The sequence below is a fragment of the Allobosea sp. OAE752 genome, from assembly GCF_050433265.1.
GTDB lineage: Bacteria > Pseudomonadota > Alphaproteobacteria > Rhizobiales > Beijerinckiaceae > Allobosea > Allobosea spartocytisi.
On record NZ_JBNPXO010000014.1, the window covers coordinates 1 to 22,307 of the forward strand.

Annotated in this window: 23 protein-coding genes; 11 read left to right on the forward strand and 12 right to left on the reverse strand. The window is 66.0% G+C overall.

Annotation, left to right across the window (positions count from 1 at the left end):
* Positions 1-398 precede the first annotated feature (398 nt).
* On the forward strand, positions 399-749 hold the full coding sequence (locus GGC47_RS25350) for an Atu4866 domain-containing protein (protein WP_038359458.1): 351 nt from the start codon (positions 399-401) through the stop codon (positions 747-749).
* A gap of 82 nt (positions 750-831) precedes the next feature.
* On the opposite strand, the gene GGC47_RS25355 is transcribed toward GGC47_RS25350, so the two are convergent.
* A complete protein-coding gene (locus GGC47_RS25355; RefSeq protein WP_133561208.1) occupies positions 832-1,443 on the reverse strand; it encodes an NAD(P)-dependent oxidoreductase in 612 nt (203 codons plus the stop codon).
* Positions 1,444-1,567: 124 nt separating this feature from the next.
* On the opposite strand from GGC47_RS25355, the gene GGC47_RS25360 reads away from it, so the two are divergent.
* From GGC47_RS25360 to GGC47_RS25375, 4 genes are all read left to right on the forward strand, one after another.
* Positions 1,568-1,975: a winged helix-turn-helix transcriptional regulator gene (locus GGC47_RS25360; RefSeq protein WP_142023481.1), complete on the forward strand. Its 408-nt coding sequence runs from the start codon at positions 1,568-1,570 to the stop codon at positions 1,973-1,975.
* Between the two features lie 323 nt (positions 1,976-2,298).
* Entirely contained in the window at positions 2,299-2,568 is a 270-nt protein-coding gene (gene rpsO / locus GGC47_RS25365) for a 30S ribosomal protein S15 (protein ID WP_038359463.1), read from the forward strand.
* Positions 2,569-2,831: 263 nt separating this feature from the next.
* Positions 2,832-5,003, forward strand: a complete 2,172-nt coding sequence (pnp, locus tag GGC47_RS25370) for a polyribonucleotide nucleotidyltransferase (protein ID WP_142023480.1) — start codon at positions 2,832-2,834, stop codon at positions 5,001-5,003.
* A 238-nt stretch (positions 5,004-5,241) separates the two neighbouring features.
* Complete coding sequence (locus GGC47_RS25375) at positions 5,242-5,877, forward strand: pyridoxamine 5'-phosphate oxidase family protein (protein WP_038359471.1); 636 nt, start codon at positions 5,242-5,244, stop codon at positions 5,875-5,877.
* 161 nt (positions 5,878-6,038) lie between these two features.
* On the opposite strand, the gene GGC47_RS25380 is transcribed toward GGC47_RS25375, so the two are convergent.
* From GGC47_RS25380 to GGC47_RS25400, 5 genes are all read right to left on the reverse strand, one after another.
* Complete coding sequence (locus GGC47_RS25380) at positions 6,039-7,037, reverse strand: adenosine kinase (protein ID WP_038359474.1); 999 nt, start codon at positions 7,035-7,037, stop codon at positions 6,039-6,041.
* Positions 7,038-7,142: 105 nt separating this feature from the next.
* Positions 7,143-7,520, reverse strand: coding sequence for a helix-turn-helix domain-containing protein (locus tag GGC47_RS25385; RefSeq protein ID WP_038359477.1), 378 nt, complete (start codon positions 7,518-7,520; stop codon positions 7,143-7,145).
* A complete protein-coding gene (locus GGC47_RS25390; protein WP_318652318.1) occupies positions 7,517-7,912 on the reverse strand; it encodes a Smr/MutS family protein in 396 nt (131 codons plus the stop codon). Before GGC47_RS25390 ends, GGC47_RS25385 begins: the two co-directional genes overlap by 4 nt.
* 169 nt (positions 7,913-8,081) lie before the next feature.
* A complete protein-coding gene (gene mltA / locus GGC47_RS25395; protein ID WP_429069544.1) occupies positions 8,082-9,248 on the reverse strand; it encodes a murein transglycosylase A in 1,167 nt (388 codons plus the stop codon).
* Complete coding sequence (locus tag GGC47_RS25400; RefSeq protein ID WP_038359484.1) at positions 9,245-9,973, reverse strand: Tim44/TimA family putative adaptor protein; 729 nt, start codon at positions 9,971-9,973, stop codon at positions 9,245-9,247. The genes mltA and GGC47_RS25400 overlap by 4 nt, the downstream gene beginning before the upstream one ends.
* A gap of 255 nt (positions 9,974-10,228) precedes the next feature.
* Here GGC47_RS25400 and secB point away from each other — a divergent pair, with 255 nt between their 5' ends.
* Positions 10,229-10,717, forward strand: coding sequence for a protein-export chaperone SecB (gene secB / locus GGC47_RS25405; RefSeq protein ID WP_038359486.1), 489 nt, complete (start codon positions 10,229-10,231; stop codon positions 10,715-10,717).
* A gap of 168 nt (positions 10,718-10,885) precedes the next feature.
* Positions 10,886-11,617, forward strand: a complete 732-nt coding sequence (locus GGC47_RS25410) for a TerC family protein (RefSeq protein WP_142023478.1) — start codon at positions 10,886-10,888, stop codon at positions 11,615-11,617.
* Between the two features lie 131 nt (positions 11,618-11,748).
* On the opposite strand, the gene dnaQ is transcribed toward GGC47_RS25410, so the two are convergent.
* From dnaQ to GGC47_RS25435, 5 genes are read right to left on the reverse strand one after another with little or no spacing between them, the layout of a single operon-like run.
* A complete protein-coding gene (gene dnaQ, locus GGC47_RS25415; protein ID WP_038359491.1) occupies positions 11,749-12,465 on the reverse strand; it encodes a DNA polymerase III subunit epsilon in 717 nt (238 codons plus the stop codon).
* A complete protein-coding gene (coaE, locus tag GGC47_RS25420) occupies positions 12,458-13,096 on the reverse strand; it encodes a dephospho-CoA kinase (protein WP_051987562.1) in 639 nt (212 codons plus the stop codon). Before coaE ends, dnaQ begins: the two co-directional genes overlap by 8 nt.
* Before the next feature lie 16 nt (positions 13,097-13,112).
* On the reverse strand, positions 13,113-13,946 hold the full coding sequence (locus tag GGC47_RS25425) for a shikimate dehydrogenase (protein ID WP_142023477.1): 834 nt from the start codon (positions 13,944-13,946) through the stop codon (positions 13,113-13,115).
* A gap of 12 nt (positions 13,947-13,958) precedes the next feature.
* The gene (locus GGC47_RS25430) at positions 13,959-14,576 is read right to left on the reverse strand and encodes a Maf family protein (RefSeq protein ID WP_142023476.1); all 618 of its coding nucleotides are present in this window, start codon (positions 14,574-14,576) and stop codon (positions 13,959-13,961) included.
* Positions 14,573-15,403 (reverse strand): pyruvate, water dikinase regulatory protein, encoded by an 831-nt coding sequence (locus GGC47_RS25435; RefSeq protein WP_038359499.1) that lies wholly within the window; start codon positions 15,401-15,403, stop codon positions 14,573-14,575. The genes GGC47_RS25430 and GGC47_RS25435 overlap by 4 nt, the downstream gene beginning before the upstream one ends.
* A 424-nt stretch (positions 15,404-15,827) precedes the next feature.
* Here GGC47_RS25435 and hemE point away from each other — a divergent pair, with 424 nt between their 5' ends.
* The 3 genes from hemE to rho all read left to right on the forward strand — a co-directional run bounded on the left by hemE (position 15,828) and on the right by rho (position 18,799).
* Complete coding sequence (gene hemE, locus GGC47_RS25440) at positions 15,828-16,880, forward strand: uroporphyrinogen decarboxylase (protein ID WP_142023475.1); 1,053 nt, start codon at positions 15,828-15,830, stop codon at positions 16,878-16,880.
* 12 nt (positions 16,881-16,892) lie between these two features.
* Positions 16,893-17,315, forward strand: a complete 423-nt coding sequence (gene hemJ, locus GGC47_RS25445; RefSeq protein ID WP_113254747.1) for a protoporphyrinogen oxidase HemJ — start codon at positions 16,893-16,895, stop codon at positions 17,313-17,315.
* Between the two features lie 218 nt (positions 17,316-17,533).
* Positions 17,534-18,799, forward strand: a complete 1,266-nt coding sequence (gene rho / locus GGC47_RS25450) for a transcription termination factor Rho (RefSeq protein ID WP_038359505.1) — start codon at positions 17,534-17,536, stop codon at positions 18,797-18,799.
* A 98-nt stretch (positions 18,800-18,897) separates the two neighbouring features.
* On the opposite strand, the gene GGC47_RS25455 is transcribed toward rho, so the two are convergent.
* Positions 18,898-20,901, reverse strand: a complete 2,004-nt coding sequence (locus tag GGC47_RS25455) for a thioredoxin domain-containing protein (RefSeq protein WP_142023474.1) — start codon at positions 20,899-20,901, stop codon at positions 18,898-18,900.
* A 32-nt stretch (positions 20,902-20,933) separates the two neighbouring features.
* Here GGC47_RS25455 and mnmE point away from each other — a divergent pair, with 32 nt between their 5' ends.
* Positions 20,934-22,247, forward strand: a complete 1,314-nt coding sequence (mnmE, locus tag GGC47_RS25460; protein WP_142023473.1) for a tRNA uridine-5-carboxymethylaminomethyl(34) synthesis GTPase MnmE — start codon at positions 20,934-20,936, stop codon at positions 22,245-22,247.
* Positions 22,248-22,307: the final 60 nt, after the last annotated feature.

Consider the following 22,307-nt stretch of genomic DNA (forward strand, 5'->3'; position numbering starts at 1 on the left):
CCGCCTTCGTCCAGTCCCGGACCGCCCCAGCCCCCCGCAAGGTCGCCAATGGCCGCGCCATCGACACCGGATGGGAAGAGTTCTGAGGGAGCCCGCGCGCCGCGAACCCGGCATCGCCACAGATCCTAACGGCGCCGAAAGGCGCCGTTTCCTTTAGGCATCAACGGCTTGGATCGACCGAGCCCGGTCGCGGACGGCCGCGGCTCTTGCAATGAGGCGCTTCGCGCCTATCTAAGCTTTGTGCCGCCGCAATCATGCCCAGCAGGCGCCACCTTCGACAATCATTCTTCATACGGCTTCGACATCGCAGGTTTCGCCAGCGCGTGCTCGTCGTCGAATCCCTGTTCCGCTCACCAGAGCGGGCGCAGGGTTTTCTCATTTTCAGGGAGACCGGACCGATGCAGCTCAGCCAGGTTCTTCAGGCTCTCGGCCAGCTCGCCACCGGCATTGCGCCGCGCAGCCGAGACATTCGCCCGCTCGAAATCGATTTCCACGAGACCGACGCCCCTTCCCCCTTCGAGCAGGCCGCCATCGGCACCTGGAAGACGGAAGACGGCGCCATCCTGATCGATCTGAGGCCGGACGGGCAGTTCCACAAGCAGAAGCCCGAGCTCGGGGCCCGGCATAGCGGACGCTACGCCGTCGATCGCTCGAAGCTCTATTTCGAAGGCGAATCCGGCTGGGTCGCCCTCGGCAAGCTCAAGCGCGGTACGCTCAGCATCGGCGAGAAGCGCTTCCACAAGGCTTGAGGCAGCGCCGGACAGGTTAAAAAGGCCGCGCCTTCGAGAGAGGGCGCGGCCTTTTCATTTTCGGAACAGTGCGGAGAATCGCTCAGTAGCCGACGGTGAAGCGGCGACGGCTATGAGCCGGCTTTTCCAATTCGTCGACCAGCGCCACGGCATAATCCTCGGCCGAGATCGCGCTGTTGCCCTTGGCATCGACCAGGAGCTGGTCCGTTCCCAGACGGAACTTCCCCGTGCGCTCGCCGGGCTGGATCAGGGCCGAGGGCGACAGGAAGGTCCAGTCCAGACCCTGCTCCGGCTTCAGGAGATCGAGGAACGCGCCGCCCTTCCGGGCTTCGTCGAGATAGGCGGCCGGGAAATCCGGCGTGTCGAAGAGTTTGACGCCGGGCGCCACCTCGAGGCTGCCGGCGCCGCCGACCACGAGATAGCGCTTCACGCCCGACTGCTTCACCGCCGCAAGCAGGGTCTGCGGATCGCTGGCGGAGAAGTGCACGGCGCTGATCACCGCATCATGGCCGGCGAGAAGCTTCGCGAGCCCATCCTTGTCGAAGACGTCGCCCTTGACGGCGGTGACGCCCGGCTTGGCCGCAACCTTCTCAGGATTGCGGACGATGGCGGTCACGGTGTGGCCGCGGGAGGCGAGCTCGGCGAGCAGGCGCGAGCCGATGAATCCGCTGGCGCCGATCAATGCGATTTTCATGACATGGGTTCCTTTTTCCGGTATCTTCTGGATACCTGCATTCCAATGGAACCTATCTGATCACGCCGCGACGTTCCGTAAAGAAGGCACTTTCGCGCGACATGGTCACCTACCGGAAACCGCCATGCTCGGACGTCCCGACCCTTTTCAGGCCCTCTGCCCGACGCGCCGTGTGCTCGACCGCATCGGCGATACCTGGGCCGTATTGATCCTGATCGCGCTCGACGACGGCACGCTGCGTTTCAACGAGCTGAGACGCCGGATCGAGAACATCTCGCAGAAGATGCTGTCGCAGACGCTGAAGAGCCTCGAACGCGACGGGCTGGTCCGGCGCGAGGTCTTCGCGACCGTGCCGGTCACGGTCGAGTACTCGCTGACCGAACTCGGCCGCACCTTATCACAGACGGTGCATCAGCTCACGCTCTGGGCCGAAACCCATATCGGCGAGATCGAGGAGGCGCAGCAGCGCTATGATCGCGGGCTGACACCATCGGCAAGCGGCCGGGTCCCGCTCCCGCTCAACCTCCCGTGAGCGCCAGCCCGCGATGCCGTTTAGCGTGCTCAGGAGGCTGAGCGGGCGACCGACGACGAAGCGCCGCATCGGCGGCCAGAGCGGCTTGTCGGGTTCGTCAGCTCCATCCCGATCTCCTGCGGGTGCCGTGGCGAAACCGGGGTCCGACGGTCCTGTTCCGCGAGGCGCTGGCGTTTCCGCCGATTTCGTGTATATGCCCCCCATCCGGACCGAAAAGGCCGGCTGCGCGACGCTTCCACGATGAAGCGCTCGCGGGCTTCGGACCTCGCTGGACGACATCCCGGCCTGGCCCGCCAGATCAACCCGAACACGAGGATATCCCGATGTCGATCACTGCCGAGCGCAAGACCGCGCTGCTTCAGGAATACGCCACCAAGCCGAACGACACCGGCTCGCCGGAAGTCCAGGTCGCGATCCTGACCGAGCGCATCAACAACCTGACCGGCCACTTCAAGTCGCACGCGAAGGACAACCACTCGCGCCGTGGCCTGCTCAAGCTGGTTTCGCAGCGTCGTTCGCTGCTCGACTATCTCAAGGGCAAGGACGAAGGCCGCTACAAGACGCTGATCGAACGGCTCGGCATCCGCCGCTGATCGAAGGCTGAAAACCGTTTCCGCCCGGTGCATCGCGCTCCGGGCGGCTCCTTTTCGGGCGAGGCCGCCAGGGGCGGCGCGCCTGCCTGCCGCGGCGGCCGCATGGGGCGGCTTTCCCGCGTGACCCGCCGGGCGCCGAAAGACGTCCATGGCAGGATCGCCGAGCGCTCGGGCGCATAACCTTTCCCACCCGAGCGTTCCGCCGTCTTGCCCATGGGCCTGAAGGCACCGGACGGGTCGAACCCGACCGAAAGACAAAACACATGTTCGACATCCAAACCGAAGAACTGATCTGGGGCGGCCGCAAGCTCGTCCTCGAGACCGGCAAGGTCGCCCGCCAGGCGGACGGCGCCGTGATGGCCACCTATGGCGAGACCGTCGTGCTCGCGACCGTCGTCTCGGCCAAGGAGCCGAAGCCCGGCTTCGACTTCTTCCCGCTGACCGTCAACTACCAGGAAAAGACCTTCGCGGCCGGCCGCATTCCCGGCGGCTATTTCAAGCGCGAAGGCCGTCCGAGCGAGAAGGAGACGCTGGTCTCCCGCCTGATCGACCGCCCGATCCGCCCGCTCTTCGTCGAAGGCTACAAGAACGACACGCAGGTCGTCGTCACCGTGCTCCAGCATGATCTGGAGAACGATCCCGACATTCTGGCGATGGTCGCGACCTCCGCCGCTCTGACGCTCTCCGGCGTGCCCTTCATGGGCCCGATCGGCGGTGCCCGCGTCGGCTATATCGACGGCGCCTACAAGCTGAACCCGACCATCGAAGAGATGAAGGACTCGGTTCTCGACCTCGTCGTCGCCGGCACCCAGGACGCCGTGCTGATGGTCGAGTCGGAAGCCAAGGAGCTTCCCGAGAACGTGATGCTCGGCGCCGTGATGTTCGGCCACAAGCATTTCCAGCCGGTGATCGACGCCATCATCCGCCTGGCCGAGAAGGCCGCCAAGGAGCCGCGCGACTATACCCCGGCCGACAACTCCGTGGTTCTGGACGCCGTCCTCAAGCTCGTCGACGCCGATCTGCGCGCCGCCTACAAGATCACCACCAAGGCCGAGCGCTACAAGGCGCTGGACGCCGCCAAGGCCAAGGTCGCCTCGCTGATCTCGGCCGAGCCGGACGGCAAGACCACCTTCACCAAGGAGCAGGTCAGCGGCCAGTTCAAGGAAGCCCAGGCCAAGGTCGTGCGCTGGACCATCCTCGACGACGGCACCCGCATCGACGGCCGCGACCTGAAGACCGTGCGCAAGATCGTGGCCGAGGCCGGCATGCTGCCGCGCACCCACGGCTCGGCCCTGTTCACCCGCGGCGAGACGCAGGCGCTGGTCGTGACCACGCTCGGCACGGGCGATGACGAGCAGTTCATCGACTCGCTGGAAGGCACCTACAAGGAAACCTTCCTGCTGCACTACAACTTCCCTCCCTACTCCGTCGGCGAGACCGGCCGGATGGGTTCGCCCGGCCGCCGCGAAATCGGCCATGGCAAGCTCGCCTGGCGCGCCATCCGCCCGATGCTGCCGGCGAAGTCGGAGTTCCCCTACACGATCCGCGTCGTCTCGGAGATCACCGAGTCGAACGGCTCCTCCTCGATGGCCACCGTCTGCGGTACCTCGCTGGCGCTGATGGATGCCGGCGTGCCGCTGAAGGCGCCGGTCGCGGGCATCGCCATGGGCCTCATCCTCGAGGGTGAGCGCTTCGCCGTGCTCTCCGACATCCTCGGCGACGAGGATCATCTCGGCGACATGGACTTCAAGGTGGCCGGCACTGCGGACGGCATCACCTCGCTGCAGATGGACATCAAGATCGCCGGCATCACCGAGGAGATCATGAAGGTCGCCCTCGACCAGGCCAAGGGCGGTCGCGACCACATCCTCGGCGAGATGAACAAGGCGCTCTCCGCCTCGCGCAGCCAGCTCGGCGAGTTCGCGCCGCGCATCGAGACGATGAAGATCCCGGTCGACAAGATCCGCGAAGTCATCGGCTCCGGCGGCAAGGTCATCCGCGAGATCGTCGAAAAGACCGGCGCCAAGGTCAACATCGAGGACGACGGCACCATCAAGATCGCCTCGGCCGACGGCAAGTCGATCGAAGCCGCGATCAAGTGGATCAAGTCGATCGTCTCGGAAGCCGAAGTCGGCGTGATCTATGACGGCACCGTCGTCAAGATCATGGAGTTCGGCGCCTTCGTGAACTTCTTCGGCGCCAAGGACGGCCTCGTCCACATCTCGGAGCTGGCTCCGCAGCGCGTTCAGAAGGTCTCGGACGTCGTCAAGGAAGGCGACAAGGTCAAGGTCAAGTTCCTCGGCCAGGACGAGCGCGGCAAGATCCGCCTCTCGATGAAGGTCGTCGACCAGGCGACTGGCGAGGACCTCACGGAGAAGCTCAAGGCGCAGCGCGAGGCCGAGAAGTCCCGCGAGAAGCAGGGCGCGGCCGAGTAAGCCGACCCATCACGCGATTCACGTGAAACGAGACGCCCCGCATCGCAGGATGCGGGGCGTTTTGCTTTTCGGTGCGCCGTCATTCCGGACAACCCACGAAGCGGCGACGATCCGGAATCCACCGTAGAGTGGTGCGGTACCTTATGATGGATTCCGGATCTGCGCTTCGCTTGCCCGGAATGACGGTGGCGGTGTCACCTTTAATAGTCTAGACATATGCCGTTCCATGGAGACCGGCATGTCCGACCACCGCATCGCTTCGCTCGACGATCTCGCCCGCGCCTATCCCGCTCCCGTCGCGCCGGCTTCGGGATTCAAGGAGATCGATCATGTCGACGAGAATTATGCAGCGCTGATCGCCGCCTCGCCGTTTTTCGTGCTCGCGACGGTCGGTCCGGAGGGCCTGGATTGTTCGCCGCGCGGGGATCTGCCGGGCTTTGTCACGGTCCGGGACGCGAAAACGCTCCTGATTCCCGACCGAAAAGGCAATAACCGGCTGGATTCATTGAAGAATATCCTGTCCGACGATCGAATCGGAATGCTCTTCCTGATCCCCGGTTATGGGGAGACATTGCGCGTGAACGGACGCGCCGAGCTATCCTGCGATCCTGGGTTGTGCGCTCGCTTCGAGATGGCCGGAAAGCTGCCTGCGAGCGTGATGATCGTCCACGTCGAGGCGGTCTACTTCCAATGCTCGCGCGCGGTGGTGCGGGCCGAGCTCTGGAACCCGGAGCGGCAGGTCGACAAGCGGACCCTGCCCTCGCCCGGCACGATCCTGCGCGACATCACCGCGCGCAATGCCGCGGTCGAAACCTTCGACGGCGCGGCCTATGACGCGGCGCTGCCGGCGCGGGTCAAGGCGACGCTGTATTGAAGAGGCCGCGCTTCCTTCTCCCCTCCGGGGGAACAGGTGGCAGCGTGCGGCGCTGAGGGATGAGGGCGCACCTGCCGAAAACAAGAAAGGGCCGCTGACGCGACCCTTCCCTCATCCGTCTGCTCCGCAGACACCTTCTCCCCCGAGGGGAGAAGGAGAACTCACAGCAGCCCTTCGTTCCCGGCCAGCGTCTTCAGGCTGACATCCGGCCGGGCGCCGACATGCGAGATGATCTCGGCCGCGGCCAGCGCGCCGAGACGCAGGCAATCGCGCGTCTCGCGATTCGAGGTCAAGCCATAGAGGAAGCCGGCGGCGAAGAGATCGCCGGCACCGGTCGCATCGACAACGCGCTCGACCGGGAAGACCGGCTCCTCGACGATGCCGTCCGGCGTCACCGCCAGCGCACCCTTCTCCGAGCGGGTCACGACGGCGAGAATGTTCTCGGAACGCAGCCAGGACAGGGCCGTGTCGAAATCCGCGGTCTGGTAGAGGCTCTTCAGCTCGTGCTCATTGGCGAAGACGAGATCGACCATGCGGTTGCGGACGAGGCCGAGGAACTCGTCGCGATAGCGGTCGACGCAGAAGGAATCGGAGAGGGTGATGGCGACGCGCCCGTCACCCTTATGCGCGATCTCCGAGGCCTTGCGGAAGGCCTCCTTCGCCGCCGGCGGATCCCAGAGATAGCCTTCGAGATAGACGATGTCGGCGCTCTCCACGGCGGCTGCATCGACATCGGCGACCGAGAGACCCTGGCAGGCGCCGAGATAGGTGTTCATCGTGCGCTCGCCATCCGGCGTCACGATGATGAAGGAGCGGGCCGTGGCCGGGCCGTCCGCCGCGTCGGCGGTGCCAAACGAGACGCCGAGCGAAGTCAGGTCGTGCCGGTAGAGCTTGCCGAGCTCATCGGCCTTGACCTTGCCGATGAAGGCGCCCTTGCCGCCGAAGGAAGCGAGGCCCGCAATGGTGTTCGCCGCCGAACCGCCGGAGATGACGCGCGCCGGACCCATTGCCGCATAGAGCGATTCCGCGCGCGGCTCGTCGATCAGCATCATCGCGCCTTTGGTCAGCTTCTGCGCGATCAGGAAATCCTCCTCGGCCGAGGCGAGGACATCGACGATGGCGTTGCCGAGGGCGAGGACGTCCGTGCGGGTGCTGGTCATGAGCGGTCGGGTCCGGGTTAGGGTCGGCCGGAAAGGCCGAAAGGTTGGTGGCGCCGTGTCGCATCAGCCCGGCAGCGGGTCAAGCCGGGGACATCCGGGAGAGCTTCAATGGCCCGCATCGCGCCGCGCTGCGACCTCGTCGAGGATACCGGCCATGCGGCGCAGATCCTCGGCATCGAGCCCGCCGATCTCGCGGGCGAGACGATTGGCGAAGAGCGTCGCTTCCGCATCGAGCCCCGCCGTGTCGACGGTGACGCGCGGATGGGAGAGGTCGGCGAGGCGCACGAGCTCGTCCGCCTCGTCCCAGATGATGCCGAGGAGGTGGATGGCGCCCTGGATCAGGGTGAAGGTCGGCCGGCCGCGCTTGCCGTGTTCCAGCGCCGAGAGATAGGCCGGCGTCACGCCGAGCCCCTCGGCCATCTGGGCGAGCGTGAGGCCGCGCTGCTGCCTCAGCTCACGTACGCGCCGGCCGAAGGGCGTCACGGCCCGAACTCCCTGAGCCGCCGCAGGCGTACATAGAGCGCGCCCGAGCCGCCATGGCGCTGCTCGGCCTCCTCGAAGCCCAGCACCAGCGGGCGCAGCTCCGCGAGCCGCAACCAATGCGGCACCATCCGGCGCAGGACGCCGCGCTCCTCGCCGAACAAGGCCGGAGCCGGGCCGCCCTTGCCGGTCACGACGAGGCAGATGCGCGTGCCGCGCGCCTGTTCGCGCCGCAGGAAGGCGCAGAGCGCCAGATGCGCCTCGCCTTGGCGCATGCCGTGCAGGTCGATCGAGGCCTCGACGGTTTGCTGGCCGCGCCGAAGCTGCGTGCGCAGGCGGCGCTCGATCGGTGCGAGCGGCGGAGCGGCCGGCGGGGCCGTCTTCGCCGCGGACATGCTTGCAACGATAAGAACGGAGGTCTCCGTCGACGCGGGCGCTGCGGGCGGCGGAGCGGACTCGGGCTCCACGGGCGCACGACCCGGCAGCGGTTTGACCGAGCGCGCCACCTGTCGCCAGAGCGCGATATCGGCCTCGGTCAGCGTCTTGCCCCGGCGCGACCGCATCTCAGCGCGGCCAGAGCACAGTGAAGGAAACGGGATGCCGGATCAGCCCGGCGCGGTGTCCAGCGGCAGCGCCGGAACCGACGAAGAGATCCATGCGGGCCGCACCAAGGATGGCGGAGCCGGTGTCCTGCGCGACCACCAGCCGGGCGAGATGCGCGTCGCCTCCCTCGCCATCGGGAATGGTCGCATCGATCCAGACCGGCAGGCCATAGGGCCAGATATTGCGATCGATGGCGATGCTGCGCAGCGGCGTCAGCGGCAGCCCGGCGCCGCCGATCGGCCCGGCCTCCGCCGGCAGGTCGTCGCGGCGGGTGAAGAAGACGAAGGAGCGGTTGAGGCGGATGAGGTCGCGCGCGAAGCCGGCATCGGCCTTCAGCCGGGCGACGAGACGGTCCATGGTCATCTGCTCTGGCGGGATATTCTCACGCTGGCTGAGCACGCGGCCGAGCGAGGTATAGGGCAGGCCGTTGCGACCGGAATAGGTGAGCCGCGTCACTGAGCCGTCGGGCAGGCGCACGCGGCCGGAGCCCTGAACCTGCAGCACGAAGCGATCGACGGGATCGCGCAGCCAGAGGATTTCGAGTCCTTGCCCGTCGAGTGCGCCGGTCTCGATCGCGGTGCGGTCGGGGAAGGGTTCGAGGCCGTCACCGGTGCGGCGGGCGGCCGAGAGAGCCTTGTCGAGGCCGGGCCAGTCGTCGCCGGGCTGGCGCGTCACCAGATCCTTCGGGCGGTCATAGAGCGGGGTCGGGAACGCGTCGGAACGCGTCAGCGCGCCCTCGAATTCCGGCTCGAAATACCCGGTCATGAAGCCGGTTTCCGCATCGGCCGGGCGGATGCGACAGAAGCTGAAATTCCGCTCGAAGAAATCGCGCGCCTGCTCGGCGCTGACGGGACCGGCCGCAGCCAGCGCCTTCGCCTTCTCGCAAGCGGCATCCAGCCCATCCGGCAAGGGCACCGCCTGGCGCAATGGCGGGTCCGCCATGCAGCCCTGTGCGAAGATGGCAAAAGCCCTGGCCTGATCGTCCTGCCGCCAGCCGGCGATCTCGCCCGGCGACAGCGGTTCGGCGCGGGCGCCGTCCGGAAGAGGAAAAGGCGAAGCCAGAGCCGTCATGACAGGAAGAGAAGAGGCCGCCAGCAGCGCGAGCGCGGCCGCGGCGCCACGGATCACGCGCCGGCTTCGGTGGCGACGAGAAGCCAGTTGGGGTCCCTGCTGCCAAGCTGGCGCGAGAAGGTCCAGATGTCGTTGACCTCCGAAACCTGATCGGCGCTGCCGTCGACGACGGCGCCTTGCGCGTCGCGCGTCGCGCTGATGAGCTGCGAGACGAAGGCGATCGTCACCTGGGCCGCCTTGCCCTTGACCTCGACCGCGGTCAGATCGGCCTTGTCGATTGAGACGAAGTTGGATTCCGCTTTCTCGTTGCGCTTCTCGCGCTCGGTGATGGCCTGCTCGAAGCCGTCATAGACCTCCTTCGCCAGCAAGCCCTTCAGCATCTTGCGATCGCCGCGGGCGAAGGCCGTGACGATGGTCTCATAGGCGGATTTGGCACCTTCGACGAAGGCGCGCGGATCGAAATCCGGCTCTTGCCGGATGATCGCGTCGATGCCCTGACCGATCGGCGAATCCGGCGGGGCGATGTCCTTCCAGCGCTCGGCCGCCGGGACCGGAACCGCGGCGGGGTCGTTGGCCGCGCCCGGCAGACGGATGACATTGTCGCGCTTGTCGGACGATTGCGCCTGGTCCGGCCGCACCGGCGGCGCCTCGCGACGAATGAAGGGATCCTTCGGCGGCTGCTCGTTGCCGGTCTTCTGACCGAGGACAGAGCGCAGCTTCCAGGCGACGAAAACGGCCAGAGCCAAGAAGACCAGAGTCGTTATGTCGAAGGAATTTTGCATTGAAGGCTGACCCGCGGCTCCCCGTATTGTCATGGTTCTAACCGCTGCCAGATCGCCGGCGGCGGGCCGTCACCACAGTGATATGGTGAGACAGGCTCGTAACATCCACCCCCCGGCTTGTGAAGGCGACTTCTTGTGCCGTTCTCGTGTCCATGATAGCCGACGCGCGCGTCGCCCCGGAGGCGGAGCGCAATCTCGAATGCCCAAGGAGGCGCGGGATTTCCCGAGACAGCCTGCCAGAACAAGATGGGACCGATGGCCAACGAACTTCCCAACGGCAACGGCGCCGGCGCCGCTGATACGGCTCCGAGCCTCAATGCCCTGATCCAGTACACCAAGGATTTCTCCTTCGAGAACCCGAAGGCGCCGCGCGCGCTCGCCCAGCAGGACGCCCAGGCGGGCCCGCAGATGTCGCTGCAGGTCAATGTCGGCACGAGCAATATCGGCGGGATCGATTACGAGACCGTGCTGAAGCTCGAGGGCAAGGCCGAGCTCAACGGCGAGACGCTGTTCGCCTTCGACCTGAGCTATGCCGGCGTCTTCCGGCTGCAGAACATCCCCGAGGAGCACATCCACCCCGTGCTGGTGATCGACTGCGCGCGCCTGCTCTTCCCCTTCGCGCGCCAGATCATCGCCGAAGCGGTGCAGAATGGCGGCTTCCCGGCCTTCTACGTGCCGCCGATCGATTTCGCGGCGCTCTATCAGCAGCAGGTGCAGGGTCAGCCCAGCGCCGCCAATTCCTGAGCGCCGGTACTCCCCACGCCAACAGAAAGGGCCCCTCGCGGGCCCTTTTTCGTTTGTTGCGGATGATTGTTGCCCTTGCGAAGGGTCTGGCCCCTCGCCATGTCGGATGCGCATCTGGCGGACGCCCCAATCGGGACGCCCGCCTTTTCCTTATCCGATGGAGACCCGATGGACGCCCTTATGACGCTTGCTTCCGACCCCGCCGTTTGGGCCGCGCTCGGAGCATTGATCGCCATGGAGGTCGTGCTCGGCATCGACAACCTGATCTTCATCTCGATCCTGACCAACAAGCTGCCGGAGCATCAGCGCTCGAAAGGCCGCAAGATCGGCATCGGGCTTGCGCTCATCCTGCGGCTCGCACTGCTCAGCACGGTTGCGATCATCGTCAAGCTCACCGCCCCGCTCTTCACGGTCCTCGGCCAGCCCTTCTCCTGGCGCGACCTCATCCTGATCGCCGGTGGCCTCTTCCTGGTCTGGAAGGCGACGAAGGAGATCCATCACAAGGTCGATCCCGATCCGGGCCCGGACATGTTCGATGGCGGCCGCGCGGCCGGCGTCACCTTCGGCGGGGTGATCGTCCAGATCCTGCTGCTCGACCTCGTCTTCTCGATCGACTCGATCATCACCGCGGTCGGCATGACCGAGCATGTCCCGGTGATGGTGATCGCGGTGATCGTCGCGGTGCTGACGATGCTGCTCGCCGCCGATCCGCTGGCGCGCTTCATCGAGAGGAACCCGACCATCGTGATGCTGGCGCTCGGCTTCCTGCTGATGATCGGCGGCATGCTGATCGCGGAAGGTTTCGGCGTCCATGTGCCGAAGGGCTATGTCTACGCGGCGATGGCCTTCTCGGCGCTGGTCGAGGCGCTCAACATGATGTCGCGCCGGCGGGCTTCGTAAGCTCCCATCTCGTAGCCAGGCGTCATGCTCGGGCTTGACCCGAGCATCTCTTGCCGACGGAGTCTCGGAGCTTTCTGGTCTCGAGATTCTCGGGTCTGCGCTTCGCTCCGCCCGAGAATGACGCCCAGGGCTTACTGAGCCGCCTCGTCGGTGATGCCGAGATAGCCCTTCCAGAGCGGGGCCTTCAGCGAGCTGAGGATGAAGGCCTCATGCGCCTTGATGGCGGCCTCGTCGAGACGCGGTGCCAGCGGGCGCTGGCGCTGCGGCTTCTCCAGCACGGGCGCGGCGAGGCCAGGCCGCCCCGCCGCCGCCTCGACGCCAAGGCCGAGCGAGGCCTGCTTGCCGCCGATCAGCTCGATATAGACCTCGGCCAGAATCTCGGAGTCGAGCAACGCGCCGTGCTTGGTGCGGCGGCTGTTGTCGATGCCATAGCGCGAGCAGAGCGCGTCGAGGCTGTTGGAGGCGCCGGGATGCTTGCGGCGCGCCATCGACAGCGAATCGACCACGCGGGCCGGCTCGATCGGCGGCAGGCCGAGGCGCTTGAACTCCATGTTGATGAAGCCGACGTCGAAGGCGGCGTTATGGATCACCAACCGGGCATCGGCGATGAAGTCCAGGAACTCCTGGGCGATCTCGGCGAAGACCTGCTTGTCGGAGAGGAACTGCTCCGAGAGCCCGTGGACGTTGAAGGCCTCGACCGGCATCGAGCGTTCGGGATTGATGTAGACGTGGTAGTTGCGCCCGCTCGGGCAGTGGTTGATCAGCTCGACGCAGCCGATCTCGACGATGCGGTCGCCGTTATGGGGCTCGACGCCGGTGGTTTCGGTGTCCAGGACGATCTCACGCATCGGTCGGGACCTTGTTCCGGAGCTCTGGGCCGCCCCTACGTCCGGGGCGCGCGGCCAATGCCGTCAGGATAGAGCGGACTTGCCGTTCGGCCGCCATCAGACCGCGCGAGGTGTCCACAAGGAAATGGGCATGGCGACGCTTCTCCGCATCCGGCATCTGGCGTGACAGGATCGCGGCGAACTTCTCCGCCGTCATGCCGGGGCGCGACAGCACGCGCTCGCGCTGAACCTCGGCCGGGGCGGTCACAACGAGCACGGCGTCACAGCGCCCCTCGCCGCCCGTCTCGAGCAGGAGCGGCACATCGATGACCGCGAGGCCGGCGCCCTCTGCACGACACCGTGCAAGGAACGCCTCCTCCTCCTCGCGCACGAGCGGATGGATGATCGCTTCGAGCTGCTTGAGCGCCTCGGGCTTGCCCAGTACCGCCGCCCCGAGCCTGGCGCGATCGACCACGCCATCGACGACCGTGCCGGGAAAGGCTGCCGCGATCGGCGCCACGGCCCGGCCGCGATGCAGGCGGTGCACAGCGGCATCGGCATCATGCAGTGGCACGCCCTGCTTCACGAAGAGCCCGGCGGTCGTCGATTTGCCCATTCCGATCGAGCCCGTCAGCCCCAGTACGAAGGTCATGTCCACGTCCCGCGAATCAGGCCTTCAGGATATCGGCTTCGATCAGGCCGCGTAGTGTCGGCGTCACCTGCGGCGAGACGCCGAACCAGCGGGCGAAGCCCGGGGTCGCCTGGTGCAGCAACATGCCGAGGCCGTCGACGATGACACCGCCGCGCCGTTCCGCCTCGGCGAGCAGCGCCGTCTTCAGCGGGACGTAGTTGATGTCGTCGACGATGGTGCCCGGCCGCAGAGCCGAGAGGTCCATCTCCAGCGGCGGCTTGCCCTGCAGGCCAAGCGGCGTCGTGTTGACGATGAGATCGACCTGCCCGACGGCCTCGCTCCGACGCTCCCAATCGATCACCTCCAGCGGCGCTCCGAAAGCTGCGGCGAGCTCGTCGGCGCGGGCGCGGCTTCGATTGGCGATCAGGATGCGGCCGATCCCGCGCGACTGGAGACCGAAGGCGACGCCACGCGCAGCGCCGCCGGCACCGAGAACGAGGATCGTGTTCACCCGGCTCTCCCAATGGGGGACGGTCGCGTCGAGATGAGCGAGGAAGCCGGACACGTCGGTGTTATCCGCGATGATCCGGCCGCCATCGCGCCAGAGCGTGTTGACGGCTCCAACCACCCGGCCAGCCTCGCTGACCTCGTCGACCAGCGCCATCATCGCTTCCTTGAGCGGTGCCGTGACATTGCCGCCGGCGAACTCGCCGTCTCGCAGCCTCGCGACGAAGGCCGGCAGATCGACCGGCGCCACGTCGATGCGTTCATAGGAGCCGGCGATCCCGTATTGCCTGAGCCATTCGCGATGGATCAGCGGCGAGCGCGAATGCGCGATGGGGTGGCCGATGACGAAGCACTGAGGAGACATCGCAAAATCCAGTTAGCGGGCGAGATGGCCGAGATCGCGCAGGGCCGAGAGGACGGGCAGCAGCGGCAAGCCGAGGATAGTGAAGTGATCGCCCTCGATCCGCTCGAAGAGCTGCGCGCCGAGCCCTTCGAGCTGATAGCCGCCGACGCTGGAGAGGATGGCCGGGCCGGCGGCTTCGACATAGCGAGCGATGAAAGCGGAATCGAACGGCCGCATCGTCAGCCGTGCAGTTTCGCAGCCACGCGCCAGGACCTCCCCGTCCCGCGCCAGCGCGAAGGCGGAATGCAGCTCATGCCTCCGCCCTGCGAGAGACGCGATCTGGCTGCTTCCCGACGTCGCGTCCTCCGGTTTGTGGAAGGCCACGCCCTCGCAGGTCAGGGTCTGGTCGGCGGCGAGCACGATCCGGCCGGTCCGTTCCTGCGAGACGGAGAGCGCCTTGGCTTCCGCCAGAGCCGCGGCAATCCGGTCCGCCGTCACCCCTTGCGCGGCCAGCGGTTTTTCGACGGCACGCTCGTCGATACCCGGCTTGACGGTCTCGACCGGAAGCCCGGCGGCGACCAGCATGTCGCGGCGGGTGACGCTGCCCGAGGCGAGGATAAGTGGCGCCGGCGATAGCCACAGCCGCGTCATGTCGCGATGAACTTCATACGGTGGTCGCGCAGCAGATCGAGGATCGAGGCGGCCGTCTCCTCGATCGAGCGGCGCGTCACGTCGATCACCGGCCAGCCCTTGCGGGCGCAGAGGCGGCGCGACTGGGCGACCTCGTCGGCAACCGCCGCCGGGTCGACATAGGGCGTCTCGTCATCGGCGCGCAGCGAGAGCAGGCGGTTCTGCCGGATCTGCACGATGCGGTCGGGGCTCGCGACGAGCCCGACGATCAAGGGTTTCCGCGCCCCGTCCAGCTCGACCGGCAGGGGCACGTTCGGCACGAGGGGGATGTTCGCGGTCTTGATGCCGCGATTGGCGAGGTAGATGCTCGTGGGCGTCTTCGAGGTGCGGCTGATGCCGACAAGGATCACGTCGGCGCTCTCGAGGTCCCCGCCCATCTGGCCGTCATCGTGCAACAGCGTGTAGTTCATCGCGTCGATGCGGCGGAAATATTCGGTGTTGAGCACGTGTTGCGCGCCCGGTTTCGTCGCCGAGGTCTGGCCCAGATAGGACTGGAACAAGGACAGCACCGGCTGGAGAACCGACAGGCAGGGACAGCCGAGCTCCCGGCAGAAATTCTCCAGCTTCTCCTGCCACTCCGGCTCGACCAGGGTGTAGAGCACCACGCCGGGCGAGGATTCGATCTCGGCAAGGACGCGGGCGAGCTGCGCTTCTGAACGCACCAGCGGATAGACATGCTCGATCGCCGAGACGGTTTCATATTGCGCGGCCGCGGCGCGGCTGACCGCGATCAGCGTCTCGCCGGTCGCGTCGGAGACGAGATGAAGGTGGAAGTAATTGCGAACCACGGCAGCCCTCGCGGTGAAGCTCGTTTCACCTCTAACGCGAGATACGGCTTTGGCAAATCGGCCTCGCCGATCCGGAGAGCCGATGGGTTATCCCATGGCATCGGGAGTGATGTGGATAAGACTCGCAAGCGACGGGCCCGGGCGCTGCCCCTGTACAACTCGGCCCAACGATCAACAGGCCGGCGGCTGTGCATGGTAAAGAAAGTGTTTCACGTGAATCATTCCGACGGGTCGGAGTGAACCGCCGGATTCCATTCGTTAAGAAAGCCTTAACGGCTTTGGTCCGAGTGAACCGACCGCGACCTGCTGTCCCACCGCCTGTGGAACGGTTGTGGACAGAATTGCGGCGGGCTATCTCCCCTGCCCAAGAGTCAAAGAAAAAGAGTCTTTCTAAGAATCTCTTTGTTTTAATAGAGGATGTGAGATGGATCGCCCGGCAGGCTCTGTGACGACCGAGACACCTGCTATCCTGCGGGCACTTTCAGGCGAGGTTCTGTCGAAGCCGCCAATCTGGTTGATGCGGCAAGCCGGGCGTTTTCTGCCGGAGTACCGCGAGGTTCGGGCGCGTGCCGGCAGCTTCCTGTCGCTGTGCTACAATCCTGAGCTGGCCGCCGAGGTGACGCTCCAGCCGATTCGCCGATTTGGTTTCGACGCGGCCATCCTCTTTTCCGACATTCTCGTGGTGCCTCAGGCGCTGGGCCAGAAGCTCTGGTTCGCGGAGGGCGAGGGGCCGCGTCTCGAACCCGTCGATACGCAGGAGAGGCTCGCAGCCATCGATGAGTTGGCGGATGACGGCAAGCTCACGCCGATCATCGAGACCGTGCAGCGCGTCCGCGGTACCCTGCCCAGGCAGACCGGCTTCATCGGCTTCTGTGGCGCGCCCTGGACGGTGGCGACCTATATGGTCGCCGGCCGCGGTACGCCGGACCAGGGGCCGGCGCGCGCGCTCTTTGGCAGGAACCCGGCGTTGTTCCAGGAGATCATCGACCGGATTGTCGCGGCATCGATCACCTATCTCAACGCCCAGATCGCCGCCGGGGTCGACGCGGTGCAGATTTTCGATAGCTGGGCCGGCGTGCTCGCTCCCGAGGATTTCCAGCGCTGGTGCGTCGCGCCGACGAAACGGATCGTCGACGGGGTTCGGGCGGTGCATTCGCAGGTCCGCATTATCGGTTTCCCCCGAGGGGCCGGCCGGCTGATTCCGGATTATGTCCGGGGAACCGGCGTCGATGCCGTCGGCCTCGAAAGCGCGATCGACCGGGATTTCGTGCGTGACGAGATCCAGTCGCTCGTGCCGGTGCAGGGGCACCTCGATCCGCAGATCCTTCGCGCTGGCGGGCCAGAGCTAGAGCGGGAGACGGAGGCGATCCTGGCCGCTTTCGGTTCGGCTCCCTTCGTGTTCAATCTCGGCCACGGCATCCTGCCGGACACGCCGATTTCCCATGTCGAACGTCTGCTCAGGGCAGTGCGCGGCTGAAAGGCTCAAGCCATGTATGAATGGATCAAGGCTTTCCACGTCATGGCGGTCATCTCCTGGATGGCCGGAATGCTCTATCTGCCGCGATTGATGGTCTATCACGCCGAAGCGCAGATCGGCTCGATCCAGTCCGAGACCTTCAAGGTCATGGAGCGACGGCTGCTCAAGGGCATCATCAATCCGGCGATGATCGCGACCTGGGTGCTCGGGCTCTACCTCGCCTGGTACGCTTTCGCCTTCAAAGGCGGCTGGCTCCACGCCAAGTTCCTGCTCGTCATCCTTCTCTCCGGGATCCATGGCGTCCTGTCCCGGCGGGTGAAGGACTTCGCTGCGGACCGAAACACCAAGTCGGCGCGCTACTATCGCATTCTCAACGAAGTGCCGGCGTTGCTCATGGTCTTCATCGTCATTCTCGTCATCGTGAAGCCGTTCTGACGGGAGCCGTCGTTTCCCGCTTGAGCCCAGCGACATTTCCCGTTATCAGAATGCCACGCTTCTCCAGCGTCCTCCCTGTTGTCGACTGTACGTGAGCCCGCTGCCCCGCAGCAGCTCATGGCGCACAATCCCCCCGCGCAGGTTCGGTTCGAACCCAAGTCGATCACTCCAGTACCATCCCCACCCCGCCTTAGCGGGGCGTTAGATCCGGGTGCCCCATGCGGGAAATCAAGCTCCAAGAGCTCAAGAGCAAGTCTCCGACCGAACTGCTGACCTTTGCCGAGGAGGTGGAGGTCGAGAACGCCAGCACCATGCGCAAGCAGGAGCTGATGTTCGCCATCCTCAAGCAGCTCGCCGCGCGTGAGACGGAAATCCTGGGCGAGGGCGTCGTCGAGGTGTTGCAGGACGGCTTCGGCTTCCTGCGTTCGCCCGATTCGAACTACCTGCCCGGCCCGGACGACATCTATGTCTCGCCTTCGCAGATTCGGAAGTTCGGCCTGCGCACCGGCGATACGGTCGAGGGGCCGATCCGCGGGCCGAAGGATGGCGAACGCTATTTCGCCCTGCTCAAGGTCAATACGGTCAATTTCGAAGACCCGGAGAAGATCAAGCACAAGATCCACTTCGACAACCTGACGCCGCTCTATCCGGATCAGCGGCTCAAGCTCGAGGTGCAGGATCCGACCAAGAAGGATTTCTCGCCGCGCGTCATCGACATCGTGGCGCCGATCGGCAAGGGCCAGCGCGCCCTGATCGTGGCGCCGCCGCGCACCGGCAAGACCGTGCTGCTGCAGAACATCGCGCAGTCGATCACGACCAATCATCCCGAGTGCTATCTGATCGTGCTGCTGATCGACGAGCGGCCGGAGGAGGTCACGGACATGCAGCGTTCGGTGAAGGGCGAGGTCGTGTCCTCGACCTTCGACGAGCCGGCGTCGCGCCACGTCCAGGTTGCGGAAATGGTGATCGAGAAGGCCAAGCGCCTGGTCGAGCATGGCCGTGACGTGGTGATCCTGCTGGATTCGATCACGCGTCTCGGCCGCGCCTACAACACCGTCGTTCCGTCCTCCGGCAAGGTGCTGACCGGCGGTGTCGACGCCAATGCGCTGCAGCGCCCGAAGCGCTTCTTCGGCGCGGCCCGCAACATCGAGGAAGGCGGCTCGCTGACCATCGTGGCCACCGCGCTGATCGATACGGGATCGCGCATGGACGAGGTGATCTTCGAAGAGTTCAAGGGCACCGGCAACTCGGAAATCATTCTCGACCGCAAGGTGGCCGACAAGCGCATCTTCCCGGCGATCGACATCATCAAGTCCGGCACCCGCAAGGAAGAGCTCATCACGCCGCGTTCGGACCTGCAGAAGACCTATGTGCTGCGCCGCATCCTCAACCCGATGGGCCCGCAGGACGCGATCGAGTTCCTGTTGGACAAGCTGCGCCAGACCAAGCAGAACTCGGAATTCTTCGATTCCATGAACACCTGACCGGCTGGTTCCGGCCACTCAGACCCGTTCGATCCGACGCCGCCGCTCTGCGAGGAGCGGCGGCGTTTTCGTTTGGCCGCCATTGGACTCCGCAGGAGCTATCGGCCGGCGGCGATGGCTTCGGCCAATCGATTCGGATCCGTGACGGGCGGCAGGCAACGGCCCTCGAAGCAGATGAAGGCAGCGCCACGCCCGGCCTGTCGCAGCATGGCGGAAGCCGGATGATCCGGCAGCAAGGCCTCGCCATCCGGGCAATCGACCAGGATCGTCGTCGTGTAGGGCAGGCTGCGCGCCGCGGCATGGAAGGCTGCGCGGTCGGGCCCGGCGAGGACGATCTCGACGCCGTTGCGCGCTAGGTCGTAGGCGTTGAGGACCGAGCCATGAGCCATCGGTGCGCGGCCGGCGGCCTGCAAGGCCGCTTTCATCAAGGCCTGGGCTTGCTCCCTGTCCGTCGGAGCGCCGGTCTTGGCCGCGAGCCGCACGAGATTGGCGGCATGGACACCGAGCGCATTGGGTACCGCGTCGTCGTGAGTCGGCCTCGGTAGGACTGGCAGCTCTCCCGATTCAGGCCGAGTCATTCCGAGGAGGCCGGTGTCTGCATCCCGGTAGTGCCGATCGAGATGCCGTGACCAGCGCCGCGCGTCTTCGAGGTAGTGCTGCTCCAGCATCGAATCGTGCAAAGCAAGGGCTGCATCGATCATGGCGGCGTGATCCAGGGCGAAGCCGGGCCTGATCAGCCGTCCGAGGCGGTAGGAATGGGCGAGGCCATCGCCATCCGCCATCGATTCGGCCACGAAACGGTAAGCGCTTCTGGCGAGGTCAAGCCAATGCGGCTGATCCAGCAAGCCGGAAGCGCGGGCGAGCGCGGCGATCATCAACCCGTTCCAATCGGCGAGGATCTTGTCGTCCCGCGCCGGAGGTATGCGCAGAGCCCGCTCCGCGAGCAGCCGCTCCTTCATTGCGGTGAGGCGTAGCGCGGTTTTGGCATCAGGGTCCGGCGTATCGAGCCGGTTGAGGATGTTGGTTTCCTCCCAATTGCCATGGGCGGTGACATTGTAATGCCGGGCGAACAACGCGGCATCGTCCGGCCCGAGAAGCGCGGTGATCTCGGCCAGGGACCAGACATAGAACTTGCCTTCGACGCCTTCGGAATCGGCATCGAGGCTGGCGGCGAAGGCGCCTTCCGGCAGAAGCATCTCGCGCTCGAGCCAGTTGACGATTCCGGCCGCCGCATCCCGCGCCAGCGTGCTTCCGCTGCGCTTCGCCTCGAGGGCATAGAGCGGCAGGAGCTGCGCGTTGTCGTAGAGCATCTTCTCGAAATGGGGCACGAGCCAGCGCCCATCGACGGCATAGCGGGCGAAGCCACCGCCGAGATGATCGCGGATGCCGCCACGGGCCATCCGATCCAGCGTCAGAACGCCCGCCTGCAAGGCGGCTTCGGAAGCCGGCTGCCGGGTTCCCGCGCGCCAGAGTGATTCGACCAGTCCGGCATTCGGGAATTTCGGCGCACCCTTGAAGCCGCCATCGATCGGGTCGAAAGCGCTCGCGATCTGCGCGGCGAGATGGTCGAGATCCGGCTCCCCGATAGCGGCGAGCGTCACGGTTTCGGCCCGCTGCAACGCTTCACGGATCGCCGCGGCATTGCTCGCGATTCGCTCCGGCTCGCGCTGGAAGATTGCGGAAAGCTGTCGCAGCACGGCCGTGAAGGACGGCCGGCCGTGGCGGGGCTCCGGCGGGAAATAGGTGCCACCCCAAAAGGCGTCGCCATCCGGCGTCAGGAACATGGTCAGTGGCCAGCCGCCGTGTTCGCCGAGGCTGTGCAGCGCGGTCATGTAGACATGGTCGATGTCCGGGCGCTCCTCGCGATCGACCTTGATGTTCACGAAGAGCTCGTTCATGACGGCGGCGGTCGCCGCATTCTCGAAGCTCTCATGCGCCATGACATGGCACCAATGGCAGGCGGCATAGCCGATCGAGAGCAGCACGGGGCGGTTGCTGCGCCGGGCTTCGGCGAAGGCCTCCGGGCTCCATTCCCACCACTCGACGGGGTTGTCGCGATGCTGGAGCAGATAGGGGCTGGCAGCGCCGGAGAGGCGGTTCATGCGGCAGTCCTTCCTGGCGCGGGGTGGGCGCCATGAGCGGTCACGACCCGCAATCTACCATTGTCGCGCTGTCCTCGGCACCCGGTCGGGCCGGTGTCGCCGTGCTGCGCGTATCGGGGCCACGTGTTCGATTCGCTCTCGAAACGACGGCCGGAATCATACCGCAGCCGAGGCTGGCGACCTTGCGGGTTCTGCGCGATGCCGAGGGCCAGGTGATCGACCGGGGACTCGTTCTGTTCTTCCCTGGCCCTACCAGCTTTACCGGCGAAGATATCGTTGAATTTCATATACATGGCTCGCGTGCGGTGCTTGCGGCACTACTGCGACATCTCACGGCACTACCGGGTTTGCGGCTGGCGGAAGCCGGCGAATTCACCCGTCGCGCCTTCGAGGCCGGCAAGCTCGATCTGGCGGCGGTGGAGGGTCTCGCCGATCTGATCGATTCGGAAACGGAATGGCAGCGGCGGCAGGCCTTGCGCCAGATGGACGGCGCGCTCGGCGTTCTGGCGGGGCAATGGCACACGCAACTGCTGGAAGCCATGACGCTCCTAGCCGCCGAGATCGACTTCTCCGATGAAGGCGATGTCGAGGGGCCCCTGCATGACGAGGCCATGCGGATCGCAGCTAGCGTCCTGGGATCACTGCGCAGGGCACTCGGCAGTTTCGCGATGGGCGAGCGCGTGCGCGAAGGCTTCGTCGTCGTCCTGGCGGGCCCACCCAATGCCGGCAAGTCGAGCCTGCTGAATGCGCTGGCGCGTCGCGATGTGGCCATCGTCTCGCCCGTTGCCGGAACGACGCGGGATGCGCTCGAGGTCAGGCTCGACCTCGATGGCTTGCCGGTCATCCTGATCGACACGGCCGGTCTGCGGGAGAGCCTCGATCCGATCGAGGTGGAGGGTGTCAGGCGCGCTCGCGCGCTGCTGGAGCGCGCCGACCTCGTCCTCAGCCTGCGCGGGATCGATTCGGAGCCGTACCGGACGGCGGAAGAGGTTCCGCAGATCCCTGTCGCGACGAAGGCCGATCTTGGCGGAACCGTTCTGCCTGGCGAGCGCGCCATTTCGGTGAAGAATGGCGAAGGGCTGCCGGAGCTTCTTGCGGCCATCGGGGAGTATCTGCGCGGGCTCGGGCAAGGTGAGCCCGCGTTGTTGACGCGGGAGCGCCACCGCATCGCAGTCGCCGACGCCATCGCCGCGCTGGAGCGCGCGACCAAATCCGTGGGTGCACCGAGCGAATTGCTGGCCGAGGATATCCGCCTTGCGGTGATGGCGCTGGAGCGGCTGGTGGGACGCATTGGCGTCGAGGATGTGCTGGATCATCTCTTTGCCGGGTTCTGCATCGGCAAGTGAGGGCCGTCCTGGGTCCGGTGGTACAATCGGCGATTGACCGGTACCCTTTGCTTCGCTAGC

Excerpts from the sequence above, each read along its gene's own strand:
- GGC47_RS25425 (WP_142023477.1), bottom strand. The coding sequence starts at position 13,946 with ATGTCTCCTCAGTGCTTCGTCATCGGCCACCCCATCGCGCATTCGCGC.
- secB (WP_038359486.1), top strand. The coding sequence starts at position 10,229 with ATGGCCAACGAACTTCCCAACGGCAACGGCGCCGGCGCCGCTGATACG.
- GGC47_RS25355 (WP_133561208.1), bottom strand. The coding sequence starts at position 1,443 with ATGAAAATCGCATTGATCGGCGCCAGCGGATTCATCGGCTCGCGCCTG.
- mnmE (WP_142023473.1), top strand. The coding sequence starts at position 20,934 with ATGAGCGGTCACGACCCGCAATCTACCATTGTCGCGCTGTCCTCGGCA.
- hemE (WP_142023475.1), top strand. The coding sequence starts at position 15,828 with ATGGATCGCCCGGCAGGCTCTGTGACGACCGAGACACCTGCTATCCTG.
- rho (WP_038359505.1), top strand. The coding sequence starts at position 17,534 with ATGCGGGAAATCAAGCTCCAAGAGCTCAAGAGCAAGTCTCCGACCGAA.
- GGC47_RS25455 (WP_142023474.1), bottom strand. The coding sequence starts at position 20,901 with ATGAACCGCCTCTCCGGCGCTGCCAGCCCCTATCTGCTCCAGCATCGC.
- GGC47_RS25375 (WP_038359471.1), top strand. The coding sequence starts at position 5,242 with ATGTCCGACCACCGCATCGCTTCGCTCGACGATCTCGCCCGCGCCTAT.
- rpsO (WP_038359463.1), top strand. The coding sequence starts at position 2,299 with ATGTCGATCACTGCCGAGCGCAAGACCGCGCTGCTTCAGGAATACGCC.
- GGC47_RS25390 (WP_318652318.1), bottom strand. The coding sequence starts at position 7,912 with ATGTCCGCGGCGAAGACGGCCCCGCCGGCCGCTCCGCCGCTCGCACCG.
- GGC47_RS25380 (WP_038359474.1), bottom strand. The coding sequence starts at position 7,037 with ATGACCAGCACCCGCACGGACGTCCTCGCCCTCGGCAACGCCATCGTC.
- dnaQ (WP_038359491.1), bottom strand. The coding sequence starts at position 12,465 with ATGCGTGAGATCGTCCTGGACACCGAAACCACCGGCGTCGAGCCCCAT.
- GGC47_RS25430 (WP_142023476.1), bottom strand. The coding sequence starts at position 14,576 with ATGACGCGGCTGTGGCTATCGCCGGCGCCACTTATCCTCGCCTCGGGC.
- hemJ (WP_113254747.1), top strand. The coding sequence starts at position 16,893 with ATGTATGAATGGATCAAGGCTTTCCACGTCATGGCGGTCATCTCCTGG.
- coaE (WP_051987562.1), bottom strand. The coding sequence starts at position 13,096 with ATGACCTTCGTACTGGGGCTGACGGGCTCGATCGGAATGGGCAAATCG.
- pnp (WP_142023480.1), top strand. The coding sequence starts at position 2,832 with ATGTTCGACATCCAAACCGAAGAACTGATCTGGGGCGGCCGCAAGCTC.
- GGC47_RS25400 (WP_038359484.1), bottom strand. The coding sequence starts at position 9,973 with ATGCAAAATTCCTTCGACATAACGACTCTGGTCTTCTTGGCTCTGGCC.
- GGC47_RS25410 (WP_142023478.1), top strand. The coding sequence starts at position 10,886 with ATGGACGCCCTTATGACGCTTGCTTCCGACCCCGCCGTTTGGGCCGCG.
- GGC47_RS25350 (WP_038359458.1), top strand. The coding sequence starts at position 399 with ATGCAGCTCAGCCAGGTTCTTCAGGCTCTCGGCCAGCTCGCCACCGGC.
- GGC47_RS25360 (WP_142023481.1), top strand. The coding sequence starts at position 1,568 with ATGCTCGGACGTCCCGACCCTTTTCAGGCCCTCTGCCCGACGCGCCGT.